Annotated in this window: 17 protein-coding genes; 7 read left to right on the top strand and 10 right to left on the bottom strand. The window is 71.0% G+C overall.

Annotation, left to right across the window (positions count from 1 at the left end):
• Positions 1 to 21 precede the first annotated feature (21 nt).
• On the top strand, positions 22 to 1083 hold the full coding sequence (locus tag ACZ7OU_RS30770) for a LacI family DNA-binding transcriptional regulator (protein ID WP_470257888.1): 1062 nt from the start codon (positions 22 to 24) through the stop codon (positions 1081 to 1083).
• 462 nt (positions 1084 to 1545) lie between these two features.
• Here ACZ7OU_RS30770 and ACZ7OU_RS30765 read toward each other — a convergent pair whose 3' ends face one another.
• The 4 genes from ACZ7OU_RS30765 to ACZ7OU_RS30750 are packed head-to-tail and all read right to left on the bottom strand — an operon-like array spanning position 1546 to position 7627.
• Positions 1546 to 4524, bottom strand: coding sequence for a glycosyl hydrolase 115 family protein (locus tag ACZ7OU_RS30765; protein ID WP_470257887.1), 2979 nt, complete (start codon positions 4522 to 4524; stop codon positions 1546 to 1548).
• 15 nt (positions 4525 to 4539) lie between these two features.
• Positions 4540 to 5364 (bottom strand): carbohydrate ABC transporter permease, encoded by an 825-nt coding sequence (locus ACZ7OU_RS30760; protein WP_470243926.1) that lies wholly within the window; start codon positions 5362 to 5364, stop codon positions 4540 to 4542.
• On the bottom strand, positions 5364 to 6335 hold the full coding sequence (locus tag ACZ7OU_RS30755; protein WP_470243925.1) for a carbohydrate ABC transporter permease: 972 nt from the start codon (positions 6333 to 6335) through the stop codon (positions 5364 to 5366). Before ACZ7OU_RS30755 ends, ACZ7OU_RS30760 begins: the two co-directional genes overlap by 1 nt.
• Positions 6332 to 7627 carry an extracellular solute-binding protein gene (locus ACZ7OU_RS30750; RefSeq protein WP_470257886.1) on the bottom strand — a complete coding sequence of 432 codons (1296 nt, stop codon included), beginning with the start codon at positions 7625 to 7627 and terminating at the stop codon, positions 6332 to 6334. The genes ACZ7OU_RS30755 and ACZ7OU_RS30750 overlap by 4 nt, the downstream gene beginning before the upstream one ends.
• A 134-nt stretch (positions 7628 to 7761) precedes the next feature.
• Here ACZ7OU_RS30750 and ACZ7OU_RS30745 point away from each other — a divergent pair, with 134 nt between their 5' ends.
• The 4 genes from ACZ7OU_RS30745 (at position 7762) to ACZ7OU_RS30730 (ending at position 13318) form a co-directional block, all read left to right on the top strand.
• The gene (locus ACZ7OU_RS30745) at positions 7762 to 8772 is read left to right on the top strand and encodes a LacI family DNA-binding transcriptional regulator (protein ID WP_470243923.1); all 1011 of its coding nucleotides are present in this window, start codon (positions 7762 to 7764) and stop codon (positions 8770 to 8772) included.
• Positions 8773 to 8801: 29 nt separating this feature from the next.
• Entirely contained in the window at positions 8802 to 11099 is a 2298-nt protein-coding gene (locus ACZ7OU_RS30740) for a beta-xylosidase/alpha-l-arabinosidase (RefSeq protein ID WP_470257885.1), read from the top strand.
• Positions 11096 to 12319, top strand: a complete 1224-nt coding sequence (locus ACZ7OU_RS30735) for an SGNH/GDSL hydrolase family protein (RefSeq protein WP_470257884.1) — start codon at positions 11096 to 11098, stop codon at positions 12317 to 12319. The genes ACZ7OU_RS30740 and ACZ7OU_RS30735 overlap by 4 nt, the downstream gene beginning before the upstream one ends.
• A 261-nt stretch (positions 12320 to 12580) precedes the next feature.
• Entirely contained in the window at positions 12581 to 13318 is a 738-nt protein-coding gene (locus tag ACZ7OU_RS30730; protein WP_470257882.1) for an Asp23/Gls24 family envelope stress response protein, read from the top strand.
• Positions 13319 to 13364: 46 nt separating this feature from the next.
• Here the strand turns inward: ACZ7OU_RS30730 and ACZ7OU_RS30725 are convergent, their stop codons facing one another.
• Positions 13365 to 13928, bottom strand: a complete 564-nt coding sequence (locus ACZ7OU_RS30725; RefSeq protein ID WP_470257881.1) for a dihydrofolate reductase family protein — start codon at positions 13926 to 13928, stop codon at positions 13365 to 13367.
• 766 nt (positions 13929 to 14694) lie between these two features.
• On the opposite strand from ACZ7OU_RS30725, the gene ACZ7OU_RS30720 reads away from it, so the two are divergent.
• The gene (locus ACZ7OU_RS30720; protein WP_470257880.1) at positions 14695 to 15207 is read left to right on the top strand and encodes a 3-oxoacyl-ACP synthase III family protein; all 513 of its coding nucleotides are present in this window, start codon (positions 14695 to 14697) and stop codon (positions 15205 to 15207) included.
• Here ACZ7OU_RS30720 and ACZ7OU_RS30715 read toward each other — a convergent pair.
• From ACZ7OU_RS30715 to ACZ7OU_RS30700, 4 genes are read right to left on the bottom strand one after another with little or no spacing between them, the layout of a single operon-like run.
• On the bottom strand, positions 15179 to 18286 hold the full coding sequence (locus tag ACZ7OU_RS30715) for an ATP-binding protein (protein ID WP_470257879.1): 3108 nt from the start codon (positions 18284 to 18286) through the stop codon (positions 15179 to 15181). The two genes, ACZ7OU_RS30720 and ACZ7OU_RS30715, sit on opposite strands and share 29 nt — an antisense overlap.
• The gene (locus ACZ7OU_RS30710) at positions 18286 to 18927 is read right to left on the bottom strand and encodes a hypothetical protein (protein ID WP_470257878.1); all 642 of its coding nucleotides are present in this window, start codon (positions 18925 to 18927) and stop codon (positions 18286 to 18288) included. The genes ACZ7OU_RS30715 and ACZ7OU_RS30710 overlap by 1 nt, the downstream gene beginning before the upstream one ends.
• The gene (locus ACZ7OU_RS30705; protein ID WP_470257877.1) at positions 18924 to 20558 is read right to left on the bottom strand and encodes a CATRA system-associated protein; all 1635 of its coding nucleotides are present in this window, start codon (positions 20556 to 20558) and stop codon (positions 18924 to 18926) included. The genes ACZ7OU_RS30710 and ACZ7OU_RS30705 overlap by 4 nt, the downstream gene beginning before the upstream one ends.
• 3 nt (positions 20559 to 20561) lie before the next feature.
• The gene (locus ACZ7OU_RS30700) at positions 20562 to 21131 is read right to left on the bottom strand and encodes a TIR domain-containing protein (RefSeq protein ID WP_470244713.1); all 570 of its coding nucleotides are present in this window, start codon (positions 21129 to 21131) and stop codon (positions 20562 to 20564) included.
• Between the two features lie 273 nt (positions 21132 to 21404).
• On the opposite strand from ACZ7OU_RS30700, the gene ACZ7OU_RS30695 reads away from it, so the two are divergent.
• Complete coding sequence (locus tag ACZ7OU_RS30695; RefSeq protein WP_470257876.1) at positions 21405 to 22370, top strand: SEFIR domain-containing protein; 966 nt, start codon at positions 21405 to 21407, stop codon at positions 22368 to 22370.
• Here ACZ7OU_RS30695 and ACZ7OU_RS30690 read toward each other — a convergent pair.
• Positions 22367 to 23410: an alcohol dehydrogenase catalytic domain-containing protein gene (locus ACZ7OU_RS30690; protein ID WP_470257875.1), complete on the bottom strand. Its 1044-nt coding sequence runs from the start codon at positions 23408 to 23410 to the stop codon at positions 22367 to 22369. The two genes, ACZ7OU_RS30695 and ACZ7OU_RS30690, sit on opposite strands and share 4 nt — an antisense overlap.
• Between the last annotated feature and the right edge of the window lie 44 nt (positions 23411 to 23454).

The raw sequence follows: 23454 nt of genomic DNA, 5'->3' as shown, positions 1-23454 counted from the left end.
CGATGACCTAGAATCTCCTTCATGACAACGAAGTCAGATGATCCCGAGACTGCCGACCCCCGGGTCACCATCGCCCGGATCGCCGCCGAGACCGGCGTTTCCGTCCCGACTGTTTCGAAGGTGCTCAACGGCCGTCCCGACGTCGCCGAAAGCACCCGCGCCCGAGTGGAAGCGGTCATCGGCAAATACGGTTACCGCCGTCGCGCCGACGAACGGTCCCGCCGTTCGCGACTGCTGGAACTGATGTTCCACGAACTCGAAAGCACGTGGGCGCTCGAAATAATCCGCGGGGTCGAGTGCGTCGCCCGCGAAAACGGAATGGCGGTCGTGCTCGCGGAATCGTCGGGCCGCCACACGCCGGGGCAGAGCTGGCTGGAAAGCGTCCTGGCGCGGCGGCCGGTGGGCATCGTTTCGGTGTGTTCGGATTTCACCGGCGGGCAGCTGGCGAAGCTGCGCGCCCGCGACATCCCGCTGGTCGTGGTCGACCCGGCCGGCGCGCCGGGCCCGGAGACGCCCTCGATCGGGGCCACGAACTGGCAGGGCGGCCTGACCGCGACCCGCCACCTGGTGGAGCTGGGGCACCGCCGGATCGCGATGATCGGCGGCCCGGACGGAGTGCTGTGCAGCCGAGCCCGCATCGACGGCTACCGCACGGCCCTGGAGACGGCGGGTCTGGCCTTCGACCCGGCCCTGGTCCGCCGCGGCGACTTCCACGTCCGCTCCGGCTACCGCGAGCTGGCATCATTGCTGACCCTCCCCGACCGCCCGACAGCGGTGTTCGCGGGCAGCGACCTGCAGGCACTGGGGGTGTACGAGGCAGCCCGCGACGCGGGGTTGCGCATCCCGGACGACCTGAGCGTGATCGGCTTCGACGACCTCCCGGTGGCCCGCTGGCTGACGCCCGAGCTGACGACGATCCGCCAGCCGCTGCAGGAGATGGCGGCCGCGGGGGCAAGGCTGGCGATTTCGCTGGCGAGGGGGACGCACCCCGAGAGCCACCGGCTCGAGCTGGCGACGAGTCTGGTGGTCCGGCACAGTACGGCCGCGCCGGCGCATGAGGTGGTCTCGGCCGGCCGGGGATAACTGGGCGCCGATGGGCTTTCGGGCGCCGGAACTGTCGGTGCCCACCGGTAGAGTGGAAGACGGGCGCGCCCGCTCGGCAGGGTTGCGAGCCGGACTGCCTTGTCACCGCGAGGACCCCGCCCCGGTGCACGTCCGCTGCCAAGAACAACCCGGCGACGGGCAGCCCTTCGCGCGTGTTCGCGGCGCTGCGCGCCTCTGCCAGCCAAGACAACTCGGCGAGGCTCACGCGCACGTCCGCGGCCCCTCGGCGAGGCTCACGCGCGCATCCGCGGCCCAACGCACCTCGGCCACCCCAGGCAAATCGGCCACGCTCAGCCGCTCGCGCGCGTCCGCGGCCCCGCCCACGTCCCACTCGCAGGACAACCCGGCCCGGCTCGGCCACCCGCGCTCCCCCACGGACCAAGCCCGGCCGCGAACCCCTCGTCGCCGGGAGCAGCCACGCCGACCGCCTGACCGTCGCGCTCATCCCGGCCACCGCATGCTCTCCGGCGGTCCCAGGTAACTCGGCCTCAGCCCGCCCGTGTCGACCACCAGTTTCCGGACCACCACCGCCGGGTCGACCATCCACACCTTCAGCACGTGCGGCCCGGCCGCCTCCACCACGTGGCGCGTCGAGGTCAGGTTCACGTTGTCCGACGTCGTCCGCTCCCACTGGCGGTTCATCGTCATGTCATCCGCACCCGTCGCGCGCGTGATGTTCACGACCTGTGGTGCCGCGTCGTCGAACGACACCGCGTACCTCAGCCCGTCGCCCGGCAACACGTTGCTGCGCGGGGACAAGTGGGCCCACACCGTCACCGGGCCGGCCGTGAACAGCGTCATCCGGTACTCCAGCCGCGGCCCCGCGCCCACCGCCCGGCTCGCCGCCGTCACCGGGAACGGCGTCATCCCCAAGTCCGGGACCATGCGCCACGACGCGTCCGGCGCACCGACGTTCGCGCTGCAGTGCTCGGCCTCCATCGACACGTACCCGCCGGCCTCGACGAACCCGCGTCGCCACAACGGCGGCGCCGACGGGTTGCGCACCACCGCGTCCACCACCACCGACTCCCCCGCGCCCGACACCGTGATCGGCACGGTCGTCGCGCCTCGGGGCGCCCGGCTCCAGTCGATCCGCACCGTCATCCGCAGCTCCTCCCCCACCCGGCCGCCGCGCGGCTCGACCCGCACCCACGGCGCACCGGCGGAAACCGTGCACCGGAACGGCGTCCGGCCGCGGTTGAACACGTCGATGTACTGCGCCGGCGCGCTCTGGTACGGGCTGAACTCCGGCAGCACCGGACGTCCCGCGGCACCCGGCCACGCCTCCGACGCCCCGTCGACGGCGACCCCCAGCGAAGCCTCGGCCGGCAGCGAAAGCCGTCGCACCGCCGGGAAGATGACGTCCGGCAGCGCGACGTTGTTCAGCTCCGGCTGCTGCCAGGGCGCGTTCGGGCCGTAGCGGGCGACGTCGCCGTAGTCGATGTGCGGCTGGGTCTGGAACCCGTTCCACTTGCCGCCCGCGATCCCGGTGTTGTACTTCTCCGCCAGCGCGAGGTCGTCGGCGAACCGGGCCTCGGTGACGGCCGCCAGCCCGTTCGCCGAAGCCCGCCCCTGGGCCGCGTAGAGCAGGTTCGTGAACTCCGCGCGCCGCAGTGCGTAGAGGTTCGCCGACGCCGTGACCTCGTACCCGACCAGTTCGTAGAACGCGTCCCGATAACCGGAAGGCAGCCGCGCCGAGATGCGGGACGTCCGCGTCGCCAGCGCCTGCCATTCGTCGGTGACCCGGTCCAGCTCGCCGTAGTTGACCAGGCTGAACGGCGTCGCCTGGTCGTCGTAGACGATGGTGCCGTCCGGCTGGAGCGTGATGCGCCGGTTCAGCAGCTCGGGCTTGCGCCGGGACTGCAGCCGCCCGTAGTCGTGCAGCACTCCGGCGATGTCCGACGCCAGAGCCGAACCGAAGTTCTCCGCCGCGAACTCACGCTCCCATGTGGACAGTCGCGAGGCCGGCAGTGCCGCCGGGTCCCACGCGTAGTCGAGGAAGAACTGCAGGGGCAGCTCGTTGCCCTTCATGTCGCCGACGTTCGCGACCCACAGCCGGTCGTTCCCGTACGACGAAGCCTGGTGCAGCTGCTCCCACGTGTTCGCGATCAGCGCCGTGTCGACCCACTTGTAGTTGCGGCCGCCGCCGACGTAGTCGAAGTGGTAGTACAGCCCGTACCCGCCTGGGTGCGGCGGCAGGGAGAGGTCCGGGTGCTTGCGGATGTTGCCCCAGTTGTCGTCGGTGAAGACCACGATGACGTCGTCGGGCGGGCGCAGGCCCTGCGCCCAGTACCGCAGGACCTCCTTGTACAGCGTCCACACCTGCGGGACGTCCGTGCTCAGCTCGCGTGCCAGGATCTCCCGCTCGGCGGCGATGATCTCGCGCATCAGCTCGATGCCGTCGCCGTCGGGGAGGCTGACGTCGCCGTTTCCGCGCATGCCCAGCGTGACGACGCCTTCGAACCCCTCGCGCGCCATCCGGCGGATGCCCTCGGTCCAGTAGGCCTTGATCGCTTCGCCGTTGCGGCGGAAGCTCCACTCGCCGGTGCCGCCGTACGGGTCGTGCCCGGGTGTCGCGTGCCGGTTCCACTCCTCGATCCCGCGCATCATCGGCGCCTCGTGCGAGGTGCCCATCACGACGCCGTACTCCTTGGCGGTCGCGTGGTTGAGCGGGTCGTCCTCGGCGAACGCGCGGCCCCACACCGCCGGCCACAGGTAGTTGGCCCGCAGCCGCAGCATCGTCTCGAAGACCTTGGCGAAGAAGAGGTGGTTGAAGCCGCCCGGATAGCCCGGAGCGAGACCCGGCCCGAAGTACGCCGGGGCCCAGGTGCCGAGCGCGGGGTTCTCGTCGTTGATGAAGAACCCGCGGTACTTCACGTGCGGTGTGCCCAGGCTGAACCGCTCGCCCGGCAGGTGCAGCTCCGTCTTCCGGGCGGGCGGGACGTCGGCCCACCAGTACCAGGGCGAGACGCCGATGCGCCGCGAGACCTCGTAGACGCCGTAGATCACGCCCCGCTGGTCGCTGCCGGTGAGCACCAGCCGTCCGTCGACGACCTGGCTGAGCGACGTCTCCCACTTCCCGGCGATGCCGCGGACGTCGAGCCGGCCGGCCGCGACCAGCGAGTCGACGAGCGGGCTGTGGCCGAGCGTGCCGATCAGCACCACCGGCCCGTCGGCGGGAGCCACCTCGGCGACGACGGGACGGATGCCGGTGACGCGCTCGACGTCGGCGGCCAGGTCGCCCGCGACCCGCCGGACCCCCGGCAGATCACCGGACCCCACCACGATCGTCGCGGCCTTTCCCCGCGACACCAACGGGAACCCGGTCCCGGCCTCGGCGAGGCCGGGCAGGGCGGCGGACCCCGCCCCGGCCAGGGCCATCAACTGCAAGAACGCACGGCGGTGGACCTCGGACGGCACGGCAGACCTCCTGAGTCAGCCCTTCACGGATCCGGTCAGCCCGCCGACGATGCGCCGTTCGGCGAGCACGAAGAACGCGAGTGCCGGGATCATCGACAGCGCGGTGAACGCGAGCACCCGGGCGGTGTCCTGGGAGTACTGGGTCCGGAACGTCGCGACGCCGAGCGGGAGCGTGAAGTGCGCGGAGTCGTTGAACACCAGCAGCGGCAACAGGTAGGCGTTCCAGCTGGTGACGAAGGCGAGCACGCCGACCGTGGTGAGCGCCGGCGCCGACAGCGGCAGCAGGATGCGCCAGAAGAACCCGAGCCTGCTCGCGCCGTCGAGCACGGCGGCGTCCTCCAGCTCACCCGGGATGGCGTGCATGAACGGGCGCAGGATCACGATCGTCACCGGCAGCGAGAACGCCGCTTCCGGGATCGCCACGCCCCAGAAGCTCTCGAGCATGCCCAGCTCGCGCAGCCACAGGTACAGCGGCAGGGTCGCCACGGTGAGCGGGAACAACAGGCCGAGCGTGAACAGCGTGTACAGCGCTTCACGGCCCTTGAACTGGTACCGCGACAGCGCGAACCCGGCCATCGACCCCAGGCCGACGGCGACGGCGGTCGCGATCACCGCGATCAGCGCGCTGTTCCCGAGGAACCCCCAGAACGCGCCCGAGCCGAGGACCGAAGCGTAGTTGTCCATGACCCACGGGCCGGGCAGCCCGGCCGGGTCGTTGTTGATCTGCGCGTTGGTGCGGAACCCGCCGAGCACGACGAACAGCAGCGGCACGACGGTCACGCCGAGCACGACGATCGCCGCGAGGTAGCCGATCGAGAGGCCGAACTTGCGTGACCGCATCAGCCCGCCATCCTCGTCAGGGCGCCCTGGGTGTCCCGGCGCAGTGCGAATCGCTGGTACAGCAGCGCGAACAGGAAGCAGATGACGAAGAGGATGACCGCCACCGCCGAACCGAAACCGAACTCGTAGCGCTTGAAGCCGTGGTCGACCAGGTAGGTCGCCATCGTCGTCGACGCGTTCGCCGGCCCGCCCAGCGTCATGATCCACACGACGTCGAACAGCTGCAACGAGCCGATCACCGACAGGAAGATCCAGATCCGGATGGTCGGCCCGAGCAGCGGCAGCACGACGTGCCGGGTGGTCTGCCACGCCGACGCGCCGTCGAGCGCGGCGGCCTCGCGCAGCTCGGCGGGCACCCCCTGCAGGCCGGCGAGCAGCAGGATGATGCCGAAGCCGATGTACTTCCAGGTGATCACCGCGAACATCGTGTAGAGCACGATGCCCGGGTCGGCCAGCCACTGGTGGACCAGGCCGCCGAGCCCGGCCCCCTTCAGCACCTGGTCGGCGAACCCGTCCGGCTGGAGCATGAGCACCCAGATCACCGCGGTGATCGCCTCGGAGAGGACGTACGGCGCGAACACCAGGGAGCGCAGCACCGCGCGTCCCCGCAGCTTGCGGTTGAGCAGCATCGCCAGGCCGATCGACAGCGGCAGCTGCACCACGATCGACAGCCCGGCGATGATCAGGTTGTGCACGATCGCGCCCTGGAACACTTCACCGCTGAAGGCGTCGACGTAGTTGTCGAGGCCGATGAAGTCGTCGAGCGGGCCGAAGCCGTTCCACTGGAACAGGCTGTAGAACGCGGCGATCCCGATCGGTACCAGGACGAAGCCGACGAACACCAACAGGGCCGGCCCGAGCAGGATCGTCAGCTCGAGCCGTTTGCCCAGGCCGGAACGCTTCGCACGGCGGCCCGCCGCCGGTGCGGACGGCCGGGCAGCCGTCCGCACCGGCGTCGTCGCCGTGGTCACTTGTTGCCCGCCGCGGCCTGGTTGACGGCGGTCACGATGCCTTCGGGGGTGCCCTGGCCGGCGAACATGTTCGCCACCGCGTCGTTCAGCGCGGCGCCGACCGCGGTCGGGAATGCCCGGTCGAAGTACATCTGCAGGTACGGCGACTTCGTGCCGTAGTCGTAGACGGCTCGCAGCGTGTCGGTCTTCAGCGACTTCGCGGCGACGGTGTTGACCGGCAGGCCGGCCCCCTGCGCGGCGAGCTGCGTCTGCACCGGCTCGCTGCCCAGGTACTGCAGGAAGTCCGCGCACGCCTTGGACGCGCGAGTCGTGCAGGCGAAACCGTCACCACCGCCGAGCACGGCCGCCGGGTCGCCCTGGCCGCCCGCCACCGACGGGAACGGGAACCAGCCGACCTTCGAGTCGAGCTGCTTGTCCTCGGTCAGCGCCGACATCGTGCCGGGCTCCCAGTCGCCCTGGAGCTCCATCGCGGCCTTGCCGTTGGCGACGAGCCCGGCGGAGCTGCCCGCGCCCTGCTGGGCCGGCGTGCCGGCGAACCCGGTCTGGAACGGCTGGGTGGCCAGGAAGCTCTTCAGGTCCTGGCCGGCCTTCGTCCAGCACGGGTCCTCGAGCTTGACCGCCTTGACCGACTGCTTGAGCACGTCGACCGAGCATTCGCGGATGGCGAAGTAGTTGAAGTAGAAGGCGTCGGGCCAGCGGTCCTTGCCGCCGACGGAGATCGGCGCGATGCTCTTGGCCTTCAGCTGCGTGACGGCGGTGTTCAGCTCGTCCATCGTCTTCGGCGGGCTGGTGATCCCCGCCTGCTGGAAGAGGTCCTTGCGGTACCAGAAGCCGACGAAGTGCTGCTCGAACGGGACCCCGTACTGCTTGCCGTCGACCTGCCAGTTCTCGCCGAACTTGCCGGTGGTCTGGGTGATCCACGGCTTCGTGGCGTCGGTGATGTCGGCGACCTTGCCCGAGGTGATCTGCGAGGCCAGGTCACCGGCGCCCCAGGACTGGTAGACGTCCGGCGGCTCGGCACCCTGCAGGGCGAGCGGGACCTTGGTGGGGAAGTCCTCGTTCTGCAGCGGCTGGGCCTTGATCGTGACGTCCGGGTGCGCCTGGTGGTAGTCGGTGACGACCTTCTCCCAGATCGACTTGATCGGGTCGGTGGTTCCGTTGTGCCACCAGGTGAGGGTGACCGGACCGCTCGGCTGCGCGGGTGCGTCGCTCCCCCCGCTGCACGCGGAGAGCGCGAGCGGAACGACGGCCGCCAGGGCGGCGAGAACGGGGATCCGGCGTTTGACAGACATCGTGGGTCCACTCCTGACGACTTCGGCCGAGTAGGACGGGGCGCGACGGCACCCGGGTTGGCGAAGAGTTTGCTCCCGGGCAAATCGGATGTCAATCGTTGTCGATAACGTTTTACATGGCTAGTCTGAGCCCCATGCAGCCCAGTTCGAGGGTGACCATCCGTGACGTCGCGGCCCACGCCGGCGTCTCGGTGGCCACAGTTTCCAAGGTGATCAACGAGCGCTATGGCGTCTCCGCCGCGACGCTCGCGAAGGTCCGCGCGGTGATCGAAGAGCTCGGGTACGAGGCGAGTCTCGTGGCGCAGAGCCTGAGAAACCACCGGACCAACGTGATCGGGATCCTGGTCGCCGACCTCGAACCGTTCTCCACCGAGCTGCTCAAGGGCGCCGCGGACGCCATCCGCGGCAGCGGGTTCGAGCTCGTCGTCTACTCCGCCGGGGGGCGCACCGGCGACCCGAAGGGCTGGGAAAAGCGTTACCTGTCCAGGCTTTCCGGCACTCTCGTCGACGGCGCCGTGCTCGTCACGCCCGCCGTCTCGCTCGAAGCCGTGCCCGGCACGCCGGTCGTCGCGGTCGACCCGCACACCGGGCCGTCGCACCTGCCGACCATCGACTCGGACAACCTCCGTGGCGCGCAGCTGGCCACCGAGCACCTCCTCGACCTGGGCCACCGGCGGATCGGCTTCCTCGCCGGCCGGCCCGACCTCGAATCGGCGTCGCTGCGCAAGGCAGGCTACCTGCGGGCACTGGAAGCCGCGGGCGTGCCGGCCGACGAGAACCTGATCCGGATCGGCGCCTACGACCCGGAAGTCTCCGCGGCCTCGGCCCACGACCTGCTGACCGGCCCGGACCGCCCCACCGCGGTGTTCGCCGCGAACGACATCTCGGCCATCGCGACCGTCGGCGCGGCCCGCGAGCTGGGACTTTCCGTACCCGACGACCTTTCCGTGGTCGGCTTCGACAACGTCCCCGAGTCCGCGCTCTGCAGCCCGCCACTGACCACAGTGGACCAGCCGATCCGGGAGATGGGACACCGGGCGATCAGCATGCTCATCGCGCTGATCAACGGCGACGAGGTCGAGCGCACCCACGTCACCCTCGACACCGGCCTGGTGGTGCGCAGCTCGACCCGGGCCCTCCCCTGAACCCCCCTCCTGACGAAGGGCAGAACGCCTTGACCACGCAGCCTGCCGCGGCCCCCGAGCCGTGGCGCGACCCCGCGGCCGACCCGGGCGAACGCGTCCGCGCCCTGATGGGGCGCATGACCCCGCGCGAAAAGATCGCCCAGCTCTACGGCGTCTGGGTCGGCATCGACGCCGGCGGGGAGATGGCGCCGCACCAGCACGACTTCGTCGACGCCGCGGTCGACCTCGACGACCTCGTCCGCCACGGCATCGGGCAGCTGACCCGCGTCTTCGGCACCCGGCCGGTCGACCCGCTGATCGGCGCGCACAGCCTCGCGCGCACGCAACGCCAGATCGTCTCCAGCAACCGGTTCGGCATCCCCGCCGTCGTGCACGAGGAATGCCTGACCGGCTTGGCCGCCTGGCAGGCGACGATCTACCCGGCCCCGCTGTCCTGGGGCGCGACGTTCGACCCGGATCTGGTGCGGCGGATGGCGGCGCAGATCGGGCTGACCATGCGCGGACTGGGTGTGCACCAAGGCCTCGCGCCGGTCCTCGACGTCGCGCGGGACCTGCGCTGGGGCCGCGTCGAGGAGACGATCGGCGAGGACCCGTACCTGGTCGGGACGATCGGCGCCGCGTACGTCGCCGGGCTCGAGTCGGCCGGCGTGATCTCGACGCTGAAGCACTTCGTCGGGTACTCCGCCTCACGCGCCGGGCGCAACCTGGCGCCGGTTTCGGCCGGGCCGCGCGAGGTCGCCGACGTCCTGCTCCCGCCGTTCGAGCTGGCGCTGCGCGCGGGCGCCCGGTCGGTGATGAACGCCTACACCGACACCGACGGCGTTCCGTCCGCCGCCGACACGTCGCTGCTGACCGGCCTGCTGCGCGACACCTACGGGTTCACCGGCACGGTCGTCGCCGACTACTTCTCCGTCGCGTTCCTGCACCGGCTGCACGGCGTCGCGGCCGACCGCGGCGACGCGGCCGGCCAGGCGCTGACCGCGGGCATCGACGTGGAACTGCCCACCATGGACTGCTACGGCGAGCCGCTGCTCGCCGCGGTGGAAGGGGGCGCGGTCGACGCCGCCGCCGTCGACCGCGCCCTCGAACGGGTGCTGCGGCAGAAGTGCGAGCTCGGGCTGCTCGACGCGGACTGGGCCCCGGAGGTGCCCGAAGAGGTCGACCTGGACGACGCTCCTTCGCGGGCGTTGGCGCGCGAGGTGGCCGAAAAGTCGATCGTGCTACTGCACAACGACGGGACGTTGCCCCTCTCCCCCGGCACCCCCGTCGCCGTCGTCGGACCGCGCGCGGACACGGCGGGCGCGATGCTCGGCTGCTATTCGTTCCCGCTGCACGTCGGCGTCCACCACCCGGACGTCCCGTTCGGCGTCTCGGTGCCGACGGTGGTGGAGGCGCTGCGGTCGTCCTTCGACGTCACCTACGCGCTGGGCGTCCCGGTCGTCGGGGGCGACGACGCCGGGATCGAGGAAGCCGTGGCGGCCTGTGCTTCTTCTTCCGTCTGCGTGGCCGTCCTCGGTGACCGCGCGGGGCTGTTCGGCGGCGGGACGTCCGGGGAGGGCTGTGACGCGCCGGACCTGCGGCTGCCGGGCCGGCAGGAAGAACTCCTCGAAGCCCTGCTCGCCACCGGCACGCCGGTCGTCGTGGTCCTGCTCTCGGGACGCCCCTACGAGCTTTCCCGGCAGATCGACCGGCTGGCCGCCGTGGTCAGCGGGTTCTACCCCGGCGAAGAGGGCGCTCCGGCGCTCGAAGGTGTCCTCAGTGGACGGATCGACCCGTCCGGCCGGCTGCCGGTGAGCTTCCCGGCGGCCGGGGCGAGCCAGCCCTCGACGTACCTCGCGGCGCCGCTCGGCCGCCGCAGCGAGGTCAGCACGGTCGACCCCACGGCGTTGTTCCCGTTCGGGCACGGGTTGTCCTACGCGCCCGCGACCTGGGTCGACGTGAGCGCGACGGGTTCGCTGTGGCCGACCGACGGCGTCTGCCGGGTCCGCGTGACGCTGCGCAACGACCACTCGCGGCCCGCGACGGAAGTCGTCCAGGTGTACCTGCACGACCCGGTAGCGGAGGTCGTGCGCCCCGAGCGCCAGCTGATCGCGGCGCGCCGGGTTTCGCTGGAGCCGGGCGCGACGGTCGTCGTCGACATCGGCCTGCACGCGGACCTGACGTCGTACACGGGTAGGTCGGGCCGGCGCCTGGTCGAGCCCGGCGACGTCGAGCTGCGGGTCGGGACGTCGAGCGAGCAGTTCGTGGCGACCCTGCATTGCACGCTCACCGGGGATCGCCGTTACGTCGGCTTCGACCGCGTCCTGGCGCCGGAGTTCGGGTCATGAGACGGACCGCGGTCATCGTCGTCCTGGCCGTGTTGACCGCGTTGTTCGTCGGCGCGTCCGGGCACCCGCCCGCTTCGCGCTGGGTGGCGACCTGGACGTCGATGCCGCAGCTGACCGAGCCGTCGAACCTGCCGCCGGCGCCGTACACGGGCACCGACCGCGTGCTGGACAACGCTTCCCTGCGTCAGACGGCGCACGTGACGGTGGGTGGGCCGCGGATCCGCCTGCGGTTCTCGAACGCCTTCGGCGGGGCACCGCTCCCGTTGACCGCCGTCTCGGTGGCCCGTCCGCTCGACGGGCGCGCGGGGGTTTCGGCGCTGGCTCCCGGCGGCGTGCTGCCGGTGACGTTCCACGGCAAGCCGTCGGCGACGGTCCCGGTGGGCGCGCAGGTGGTGTCGGACCCACTGCCGTTCCCGGTGCGCCCCTTCGAGAACATCACGGTGACGGCGTACCTGGCGCACGGTCAGGGTTCGCTGTCGATCACCTCCCACCCGGGCTCCCGCACGACGTCCTACCTGGTGCCGGGCAACCAGGTCGCCGCCGCGGACCTGACCGGCGCGACCCCGGTGGACCACTGGTACTTCCTGAGCGGCATCGAGGTGCTCTCGCCGGCGTCGGCGGTCGCGGTGATCGGCGACTCGCTGTCCGACGGCCGCGGCTCGACGACCAACGGCAACGACCGCTGGCCGGACGTGCTGGCGTCGCGGCTGTCGTCGGCGGTGGTCAACCAGGCCGCGGGCGGCAACCGGGTGCTGCAGGACGGCCTGGGCCCGAACGTCCTGGCCCGCCTGGACCGCGACCTCCTGGCGCAGAGCGGGGTTTCGCGGGCGATCGTGTTCGAGGGGATCAACGACCTCGGCACGGCGGCCCCCGACGCGGCCGCGGCCGCGGCCACGGCGTCGGACCTGATCGACGCGTACGACCAGATCCTCACCCGCGCCCACGCGGCGGACATCCAGGTGTACGGCGCGACGTTGACGCCGTTCGGCGGCAACTCCGCCTACGACAACCCTTCGCGCGAGGCAGCCCGGATTACGGTGAATACCTGGATCCGCGGCCATTTCGACGCGGTCCTGGACTTCGACCGCGTGGTCCGCGACCCGTCATCGCCGACGCGCCTGCTGCCCGCGTACGACGTCGGCGACCACCTGCACCTCAACCCGGCCGGGTATCGCGCTTTGGGCACGAGCGTTCCCGCAGGGCTATTCCGGAATGACTGACGGAATGCCCACTGGCCGGAAAGTGGACAATTCCTGGACGCCATTTCCGCGTCGGCATCACTGATCGCTCACCCCGGCCTGACGGACCGTGATCACAGGTCCAGTCAACCGGGAGAGCGTTGTCTCGCGCCGGATATCTGTTGGGACACAAGCGAGTCTCGAACCCGGGGGTCTGTGTCGGGGATCACGGTCGTTACCCCTATAGTGTCGCCGTCTCCGCTGATCCCCATCCGCAGTCGTCGCTCCCGAAAAGGGGAAAACATGTCCGACGTCATCAACAGCATCTTCGGTCGCGCCCAGAACGAAACGCCCAGTTCAGAAGGTTACGGCTACGGCACCGCCGCCACCGAGACCGTGGCCGCCGACACCACCGAGACCGTCGAGCCGGCCGAGGACACCACCGAGACCGAGGACGCCGTCGACGAGACGACCGACGTGGACGAAGCCGACGACTCCGCTGACGACGACGCCACCGAGGACACCGACTCCGTCGAGGCGGAGACCGAAGAGGACGTCACCGACGAGGCTTCCGACGAAGCGGTCGCGGACGAGGCCGCCGACGAAGAGTCCGACGAGGACATCGACTCCGCCGAGACCGCCGATGAAGCTGTCGCGGAGGAGACCGCGGTCGCCGAGGAGGCGCCGGTGGCGGTCGCCACCGAAGAGACCGCCGTGGCCGAAGAAGCCGGTTCCCGGCCCGCCGCGGGCAACCGCGGCAGCACCACGGTCGCCGACGGGGTCGTCTCCAAGATCGTCATCCGCGTCGCCCGCAAGGCCGAAGGCGTGTACGAGCTGGACGAGGCCGGCACCTCCGTCGAGGTCGAAGGCGAGGTCGCCACGATCGCCGTCACGCTGGTGGTCGAGTTCGGGCGCGCGGTCAAGGCGCTGGCCGAGCAGATCCGCGTCCAGCTGGTCGAAGCCGTCGAAGACTACCTGGGCCTGGAGGTCGCCTCCGTCGACGTCCACGTCGCCGACATCCACTTCCCGGACGCCGACTGACCGCCCGCTCGGTCCCGGGGCGGCATCCCCGGGACCGGGCACCCCGTCACCGGCGCACGGCGTACCGCAGGTGGAGTACGCCGCGATCCGCCAGCTGCCGCACCAGGTCCAGCTCGACCCGGTCCCCGTCGCCGAACAACCGGCGGCCGCCGCCGAGCAGCACCGGCACCACGTGCAGCTCCAGCTCGTCCAGCAGTCCCGCTTTCAGCAACGCCTGCGCGGCGCCCGCGCCGTGGACCATGACTCCGCGGTCGCCCGCCGCCGCGCGCGCTTCTTCCGCGCACGCCACCACATCCGTGTAGAACCGCGCGCTCCCGGGCGGCACGTCGGACGGGTCGACGTGGTGGGTCAGCACGTGGATCGGGACGCCGTCGTGGTGATCGCCGCCCCAGCGGCCGGCCAGCTCGAACGTCCGCCGGCCGGAGATCAGCGCGCCCGTCGCCGTCGCTTCGGCGTAGACCTGCCCGCTCGGCCCGTCGCCGTCACGGTCGTCGAGCCAGTCGAACAGCCGGAAGCCACCGCGTCCCATCTCCTGACCCGGCCGGTCGTCGGGTCCGGCCACGAAGCCGTCGAGCGACGTGGTCATGTACAGCCTGATCGGTCCGGTCATCGGTTCCTCCGTGTCGTCGTCACCAGTGCGTCGAACGGGAGACGCCCGGATCGACCGCCCGGCGAGATGATCTCTCCCCGCCGGGGTGAAGAATCGTCGTGAGCCACTCAGCGCCGGTCGGCGCGCTCATCGACGTCCGGAACGGTCCGCCACCCCTGTCCGCACCATCGGGCCGAGGCGGGCGGGCGCTGCTGCTGTTCGCCCGCCCTGGTCCGGACCACGTCGTCCGGCCCGGCCTCTTCCGGGCGACCTCCGCACCCCGCCGCGAAGTCGGCCACGCCGGACTGGCACGTCACCGCGTTCCGCGGCGACCGTGCGCTGCTCGACACCGTCCGCGAGCTCCGTGCGCGAATCCTGTTCGACCACGGCCGCCGGCCGGACTTCCGCCGCGCCGACGACACCCACGTCGACGACCAGGCCCTCGACTCCGGCGCGTGGCACTTCATCGCCCGGCGGAGCCCGGCCGGCCCGCCGCTCGGCTACATCCGGCTGTCCACACCGGATGCCGGCGTGCCGTACCAGTCGCGCGAGTTCCTCGGCAGCGAGCGCTACGAGGAACTTCCGGCCGCGGAGGTGTTCGAGCACAGCAGGCTCGTGGTCGAGCACCGCGCCCGGAAACTGGGGCTGGGTCAGTACCTCAACGCACTGGCCGTCGGCGCCGCCCACCACCTCGGCGCCCGGGCGATGATCGGCACGTCCGGCACGAAGGACGGCGCTGTTCCTGGCCGCACACCTGCTGCAGACGCCGGCGGCGCGGACGGTCCTGGTGCTGGCGGCGGACTGCGCGTCCCGCGTGACGAACCCGGAGGACCGCACGACGAGGGTGTTCTTCGGCGACGCGGCGGGCGCGGCGGTCCTGACGCGCGCCTCCTCACCGCAGGGCGGCCTCCTGGGCTGGGACTTCGGCTCGGAGCTGTCCCACGACGTCGAAATCCCGGCGGCGGGCGAGTACCTGAAGATGAACGGCCGCTCCGCGCGACGGACAACGCGGGCGTGCCGGTGGAGGAGGTCACGCACTTCTTTCCTGCACCAGGCGAACCTGAACATCATCACGGCGGCCCTTGACAAGCTCGGCGTCGACCGCGCCCGCGCCCCGCTGACGGTGGAGAGGCTGGGCAACACGGGTTCGGCGGGCGTGTTCACGGCGTTGCACGAGAGGTTCGGAGCGGGCGCGGTGTCGACCGGCGACACGTACGTGGTGTCGTCGATCGGCGCCGGTTTCCAGTGGGGCACCTTGTGTTTCCGCCACGCTATGCCTCCTCACCGCGGGCCCGGCTGATCACCTCCTCCAGCCTCAGCGGGCTGGCCGGGTGGTGGGACAGGCACAGCGGCGTCGCCACCTGGCGGAACCCGAACGCCTCCCCCGCCACGTAGAACTGGGCGCGCTCCAGGCGGGAGATGTCGGCGACGGGACTTCCCTTGGCCCGGGCCAGCTCGTTGGCCGCGGCGATCTGGGCCGGGCTGTTCAGGCGGCCGAAGAACTGCGTCATCGCGTTGCCGACCACCTGGTTGTGCAGGCCCTTCGGCGCCTGGGTGGCGAACAGCAGGCCCAGACCGTACTTGCGGGCCTGCGACGCGAGCACGATCGTGCTGCGCGTGCTCGCCGTCAGGCTGCCCGACGACGCCATCGTCTGGGCTTCGTCCATCACGAACAGCGCGCCCAGCGGCCGGTCGCCCGCCGGGTTGCGCTTGATCCACGCGAACAGCTCCATCTGCAGCTGGTTGACGAAGTTCTGCCGCTGCTCGTCGGCCTGCAGACCGACGAAGCTGATCACCGACACCCGGGCCCGCTTGCCGGCCGCCGGGGTCAGCAGCACGCCCGGGTCGACCGGTTCGCCGCCGCCCGCGAAGAGCGGGTCGTTGACCATCGCCGCCTTCAGCACCTCGGCCAGCCCGGCCGCGATGCGCGGGGCGTCGTTGAGGTTGCTGACGTCGTCGGGCAGTTCGGTCAGCAGCTCGATGAGCTCGGGCAGGCTGCGCGACCCGGTCCGCGCGTGCCGGACGACCGCCTGGCGCAGCACCGCGAGGCCGATGTTCGTCTTCGCGGTGGTCCCGGTCAGCCGGGCCTGCGGTGCGAGGGTCGCGACGGCCACCTCGACCGCGGCCGCGAACTCGTCGGAGTCGTCGAGGACGCCGCCGAAGTCCGGCAGCGGCTGGAACGCCAGCGGCCGCCCGGTGGCCCGGCCCGGAGTCCAGACGACGACGTCGGTTTCGGCGAGGTACCGTTTCGCGAGCTGAGCGTCGTCGGGTCCCCAGCCGTCGGGCGGCGTGGGCCAGGCGTCGCCGAGCCGGGCGAGGTCGTTGTTCGGGTCCAGGACGATCGCGGAGACCCCCAGCAGAGCGCACTCCTCCACGATCCGCCTGAGCAGCACGGTCTTCCCCGAACCGGACCCGGCGAAGACGGCGGCGTGCTTGCGGAGGGCGGAGAGCTCGACCCGCACCGGCGCCCCCGAGCCGACGACGCTGCCGAGCGTGATCTCCCCTTCAGCCGGCGGAGTCACCGTCACCGGCGGCGTCACGGTTGCCGGCGGCGGGTGGGTCCCTTCGGCGGGCTGCCCCGACGGCTTCTCCGGGAGCACCGCGGAGAGCAGGTCGGACCGGCTCGCGGGCCGCCGGTCGATCAGCCACTCGTGCAGCTCACGGCCACCGGTGCCGAGCATCGTCTTCAACGCCCAGAAGGTCCGCACATCCGTGTCGGTGAGCCGGATCGTCCGCCCACCCGCGGCGGTGAACTTCTCGACCTCCTCCCGCGTCTTGGCTCCGCGCCCCCAAACATCCCGGAGGATGACGAGATGCCGGTTGTCGGCCCCTTGCAGTTGCCCGGCGGCGGACCGGGCCTTACGGAACCGGCTCAGCGCGGCCCGCGGATCCCGGGCCGCGATCGCCCGGAACGCCCAGTGCTCCTGCAGGTCCGCGGCCTCGTCGAGGGTCCGGGACAGCCAGGCGTGCACCTCACTGCGCCCGTTCTGGCGCTCACAGGACCATTCGAGGTCGTCGTCCCCGACCTCGGTGACCCAGCAGCGCAGGGCAGCGGAGAGGAGATCGGGCATCGCCTTGTCCACGGCCTTCTCGGCGAGCAGCTTCTCGGGTTCCGCTTCCGCCTGGAGCTTTTCGAACTCGGTGTCGAGATCGGCGAACCGATCGGTCTCGACCGCCGTCCGCACGGGAGGAGCGATCGGCACCACGGCTTGCTCATCGAAGGAAGCGAGTTCCTTGACCTGCCCGGCACGCAGGCACAGTTCGATGTGCGCGCCGATGCGCTTCAACAGCTGCCGAGGTGTCCACTGCTCCCAGAGCCCCGCGAACGCCTCGGACGCGACCGGCCAGGTCGGGTGCGGCGGAGTGAACCCCATGGCCTGGTAAGCCACTCCGAGCCGCTTCGCCACCAGCGCCCGGCCGACTTCGGGGTCCAGGATCCGTCCGAGAGTCACCTGCTCCCGGAAGCGGTCCGGGACGGTGCCGGCCGCCTTCGTCTTGATCTGCTCCCAGGTGCTGGGCAAGCAGGCCAGAACGGTGAGGGTCTTGTGGGTGACCTCTCGCAGGCCCATGAGCCCGTCGGCGATCTTCGCCACGAGCAGGTCATCCGCGACGCCATCCTTCATCATGCCCTGCGTCGATCGGGCGACGAGGGTGTCGAGCTGGTCCACGGCGATCACGACCGGCCCCGTGAGCGCGAGCAGCCGCGTGATCTCCTGGACGAGCACTCGGGCGGGTTTCGGCCGCGAGTAGATGTTCCACTGGCGGGCCTCGGACGTCAGCTCGGCGTCGCCGTCGAGGTAGTCCTCACCGATGTACTTGGCGCCGCGGTCCCGGCTCGCGATCAGTACCAGGGCACGTGCGGTGTCCCCGCACTCGTCGGCGACCATCTCATCCAGGGACGCCACCCCATCGACGAATGCCTCTACGTCTTCAGGTGTGAGCCCGCGTCCGCGCCTGATCCTCGCCTCCACATCGGCATCGACGTGGGCACGCAGGCACACTCGCAGCAGGAACTTCTTCAGTTGCGACTCGCCCGAATCATCCGGGCGGGCCAGCCCCCGGCGCAGCGCCTCAGCCGTGTTCTCCCAGAACGCCTCGGCCGCGGTGACGTCGTCGAGGAAGAAGTACCCTCGCGCGCGGTGCGCCCGCCGCCGGACGAGACCCAGCAGGTGAGTCTTCCCGACACCCTTCTGCCCCTGCATCACGAGCCCGATCGGGCTCGGCCCGTCGCTGGCCACGGCGTCACGGATGCCCGTGTCGAGCGCGGCGAGCGCGTCGTCGTGCAAGCCGTCGACGTGGTACGGCGAGTCCCGCCAGACGTGGTCCGGCGTATCCGCCCAGTCGAAGCTCAGCGTCGCCAGTGCTTTGAGCTCGTCCATCATGACGCCTCGAAAGCGACGAAATGGTTGTCTTCGCCGGCGATGCGGATCGCCGCCTCGTGGTCGGCCGCGGTGAGCGCCTTGCGGTTGTCCTCCGGGACGAGGTGCACCTTGCCGGCGCGGCTGAGCTCCTTGAGCACCGCGTCGACCTCCGCCGCGGGTGCGCCGAGCTTCGGGCGCAGGTCCACCAGGCCGACCCAGCCCCGGGGTTCCCGCACCAGTTCGCGGTAGGCGACGCGGATGCGTTCCTCGAGCTCGGGGACCGGCGTGGCCTCGACCGGACCCTCGCCAGGCGTGAAGACATCGGCCAGCCGCAGCTTGCGGCTGCGCAAGAACTCGTCGAAGCCGCCGAGCACGACGTAAAGCGCCGAGCAGAGAGTGCTCAGCGGCCGGGGCGGCGGCGGTGTCCCGGTCCCGATCTCCTGCTCGCACCACGCCCATCCGCTGTCGGTCAGCTGGTGGACGAACGAGCGCCCGACCTTCTCGCTGGCGACGTACCTGCTGTCATTCAGCTGGGTGCGGTCCTTGCCGGTGAGGGTGAAGCCCACCCGTTCCTGCAGTTCCTTGTTCGGCACCTCCCGGCCCAGCACCATCAGCGTGAACATCGCCGCGGTCTGCTTGTGGTTCAAGCGATCGGTCATCCGAGATCCTTCCGGTGGTTCGGCTTCGTCGTGGTTTGCGCGCGGGCGTCCAGCGTCCGCAGGAGCCAGTCGATCGAGCGGCGGACCCTCGGCGGGGCCGCGTGGTGGTCGTCGCCGCCGGGGAAGCGGGGCTTCACCGCCACCGCCAAGTCCGCTGCCAGTTCGCGGGTTCGTCCGCTGTCGCCGCCGCCGACCGCCGGCTGCAGGGCCGTGACCAGCTCGTCCACCAGGTCCCAGCGGGAGGGGCGCAGCCGGGAGTCGCGGGCCTGGCCGAGCACTTCGGCGAGGTCGACGTCGTCGTCCGTGTCGATGAGCTGGGTGAAGCCCTTCAGCTGGCCGACCAGGTCGCGGGCGACTCCGTCCAGGCCGCGCGCGCCGCCGAGGCGCAGGTAGCGGAGATTGCCGACGTAGCCCGGCAGCCCGGCCGCGTCGGTGCCCGCGGTGAGGATCGGGATGACACGCCGGTCCTGGCCGAGGGTGCGGTGCAGGAACAGCTCGACCTCGGCCGCCTGCCAGCGGCTCACCTTGCCGTCGACGAGCAGGCACAGGTGCCGCGCGTCGTCTTCGGCCCGTGCCAGCAGGGACCGGTCGCCGGAAAGCGATTTCACCACCCGGACGCCCTGCTTCTTCAGCGCGGCGACCAGCCCGTCCGCCGTGCCGACCGCCGGACGCGGGATGCTGACCCGCAGGTCGTGCTTGAACTCGCGCCGGCTCGCGCGCACGGCGGCCACGTAGGCGTCGCGGTTCTCGGCCAGCAGGTCGGTGCGGTCGAGCCGGCTGGCGATCACCGCCGCGACGGTCTCGAGTGCGAACCCGATCTGGTCGGCGCTCGGCGTCTGTTCCGACAGCACCGGTAGCTGCTCGCCGAAACTCCAGTACGACACGTACGGCAGGGTGAGGTGACGGGCCATCGTCGCGGGCTCCACCGTCTGGTCGAGCCACGGCCGGTACAGCTCGGCCGTCTCGTCGACGACGATGCGGCGCCAGGTCTCCGACCGGTCGTACTCTTCCCGGTTGTCGAACCGCGACAGCACCGGCAGGACGGTCAGCCGCGCGCGGTCGAACGGCAGCAGGTTGCGCGCCACGTCGGCACGCCGCGCCGCCTCCATCGCGCCGAAGATGCTCTGGCGGTTCGCGGTGAACAGCAGGACGAGGTGGTCCGGCAGGTGCGCCGTGCAGATCCCGCCGATGTCGGAGATCCCGGTGCGGCTGTCGATGAGGACGAAGTCGTAGCGCGCGACCCACTGCTCGCGGCACTTCTCGAGGTACTCGCCGAACCCGTCGTCGTACAGCCGGTCCCAATCGATCTCCTGCACCTGCGCGACGTAGCCGGGCTCTTCGCTGCCGGCCGCGAGGAAATCGAGCACGCCGACGTCCGCCAGCCGCTGGACGTGCGCCTCCGGCTTGAACCGGCCCTGCCGGAAGTCGTCGACGAGGTCGACCACGCCCCCGCTCGGCCGCGTGGCCAGCCGCGGCCGGAAGTAGTCGCCGAGGCCGGGGGCCTCGAGGTCCCAGTCCAGGCAGAGCACGCGGTGACCCCACCGGGCGAGCAGCACGGCGATGTTGGCCAGGGTGAAGCTCCGGCCGACGCCGCCCTTGTAGGAGTAGAAGGTGAAGATCGATCCCGGCATCGGTCAGAACCTCGGCATCCGCGCCCGCTTCGGCGGCTCCGGGGCCGGGGTGCGCACCGGCCAGTCGTCCCGCCACTCCGGCGCTCGTTCGATCAGTTCCTCCAGCTCCGCCGCGATCTGCTTGATCTGCTGGTTGAACTCGAGGTAGGCCGGCGCGGTCTGGAAGTGTTCGAAGGGGTGGTTCCACTGCTGCAGGTCACGCGGGCGCCGTGCGTGGGCCCAGTCGGGGAAGTTCCGGGAGTCGCAGAAGATCACCGGGTAGATCAGGGGCCGCCCGTGTTCCCGCCGCGGGCCGGCGGTGAGCGCCTCCCGCTCCTCCATCGAGGCCCACTCGGCCAGGCACCATTCGTCCCGGAAGTACTTCGGCGAGCAGACCGGGAGCAACACGCGCGAGCGCTGCAACGCCGAACTCAGTTCCGCCGGCCAATCGGCTCCGACCCGCACCTGGTCGTCGAAGAAAATCTTGACGTCCTCGTACCGATTGTTGTCGAGCACTTCCAGGAGGCGGGGGTGAAAATGGTGGCGAATCCACGCCGATATGTCACTCGCCGCACGCCGGTAGCTGATGAACACGTCGAACTCGTACACGCGTGCCGACGCTCCTCACCGCTCCCCACCAGGCGGATCCGATCCTAGATCGGCCGCACACCGGCAAAGAAGACGGGAAACCTGACAGATCCAGGACAATAACTGGCCACACCTCAAGTGCCGCCGGAGAATGCATCTTGACAAATCTTCCGGGCCCGGATAGACGACAGGCACCAGTAGAGCACGATGCCGCGAAGCATTTCCGCGACACCGATCTCCCGGATCGGTGAATCACCGACCGATCCCCGAAAGGAACCGATGTCCGACCACGAGGCGCCCCGGGTGTTCTTCAGCTATTCACACGACACCGAGGACCACAAAGCCCAGGTCCGGACGTTCGCGACCTTCCTGCGCAGCCGGATCGGCCTCGAGGTCGTGCTCGACCAGTGGCACGACCACATCCGCATCGACTGGTCGCTGTGGGCCACCCGGAACCTCACCGCGGCCGACTTCATCATCGTCGTGGCGTCTCCGCTGTACCGGGAGCGAGCCGACGGCGACGCGCCGCCGGACGAAGGACGTGGGGCCCAGTTCGAGACCGCCATCATCCGCGACAAGCTGACCAAGGACCACCGCGAGGGCACGCGCCGGGTCCTCCCGGTGGTCCTGCCCGGCGGGTCGATCGACGACATCCCCGCCTTCCTCGCTCCTTACTCCACGACCCGGTTCGAGATCGGGGCGTTCACCGACGAGGGTGTCACCGAGCTGCTCGCCGCGATCACCGGACGGGGCAAGTACCCCATGCCGGCGCGCGGCCGGTGGCTCGACGGCGAATCCCCGGAGTTCCACCCGACCCCTGCGAGTGAACTGCGGTGGACAGGCAGCAGCTCGGGCGTGCAGCGAATGGCGGCCTCGATCGACGGCCGGCGGTACGAGGACAGCATCGTGTTGCGCTCGGGCACCGCACCCGGGTTCGTCGAAGTCGACCTCGGCGGCCACTACCAGCGGTTCTCGACCATCGCCGGGGTCCTCGACGACGCGGCCGACCGCTTCCAGGTCGGCCGCTTCCGCGTGCTGGTCGACGGCAAGCCCCGATCCGAGCACGAAGTGGCCATCGGGAAGCCGGCCGCGATCGACCTCGATGTCACCGGTGCGCTGAAGCTCCGGCTCGAGATGTCGCGGCCGGCCGTCACGGCGTCGCCCTTCGGCTCCGCGGCCGTCGTCGTCACGCGGCGGCGGGGGCGGCCGCCCGAGCTCGCGCTCGGGGATCCCACCGTCACCTAAGGCGTGATGACCACCTTCAGCGCCGAGTTCGCGGCCGCGTTGGCGAACACCTCGTACGCCTCTTCCATCTGGGCGAACGTGAACCGGTGGGTTCCCATGCGCTCGGCCGGGATGCGGCCGGACACCACCATCTTCAGCAGCGTCGGGATCGATGCCGTGTCCACCAGTCCCATCGTCAGCGTCAGGTTCTGGATCCACATCTCCTGCATCGGCAGCTCGACCGGGACGCCGTGCACGCCGATGTTCGCGATGCGGCCGCCCGGGCGGACCAGGGATGCCGCCGTCAGCAGGGTCTCCGGGTAGCCGACCGCTTCGATCGCGACGTCCACGCCGAGGCCGTCCGTCAAGCCGAGCACGTCCGAGCGGGTGTCCGGACCCGCTTCGAACGCGTCCGTCGCGCCGAACTCCAGAGCTTTCTCCAGGCGGAACTTGTTGGAGTCCACCGCGATCACCTTCGACGCGCCCCACAGGCCCGTCGTCAGGATCGCCGCCAGCCCGACCGCGCCCGCGCCGACCACCGCCACCGTGTCGCCCGGGCGGACGCGGCCGGCCAGGACGCCGACCTCGTACCCCGTCGGCAGCGAGTCGGCCAGGAAGATCGCCTGCTCGTTCGTGACGCCGTCGGGGACCGCGTACAGCGACGTGTCCGCGTAGGGCACGCGCACCAGCTCGGCCTGCGTTCCGTCGATGAGGTGGCCGAAGATCCAGCCGATCCCGCCGACCGTCTGGCAGTGGGACGGCATCCCGCGGCCGCAGTACTCGCAGCGCCCGCACTGGGTGATGGCCGGGACCAGCACCCGATCCCCCACCGCGAACGCCCGGACCGCGTCGCCGACCGCGGTCACCGTGCCGACCGCCTCGTGGCCGAGGATCCGGCCGTCGGTGACCGCGGCGACGTCGCCCTGCAGGATGTGCAGGTCGGTGCCGCAGATCGTGGTCGTGTCGACGCGCACGACCACGTCGGTCGGTTCCTGGACGGCGGCGTCCGGGACGTCTTCCCAAGCCTTCGCACCCGGACCGTGGTAGACCAGCGCCTTCATCGTCGCCTCCGTCGGCCGCCCGGCTCCCGTGGCCGGGCCTCGGC

The organism is Amycolatopsis sp. NPDC114505, from assembly GCF_055633615.1.
The sequence above is the reverse complement of the archived record's forward strand: the minus strand, read 5'-3'. Positions and strand labels throughout refer to the sequence as shown.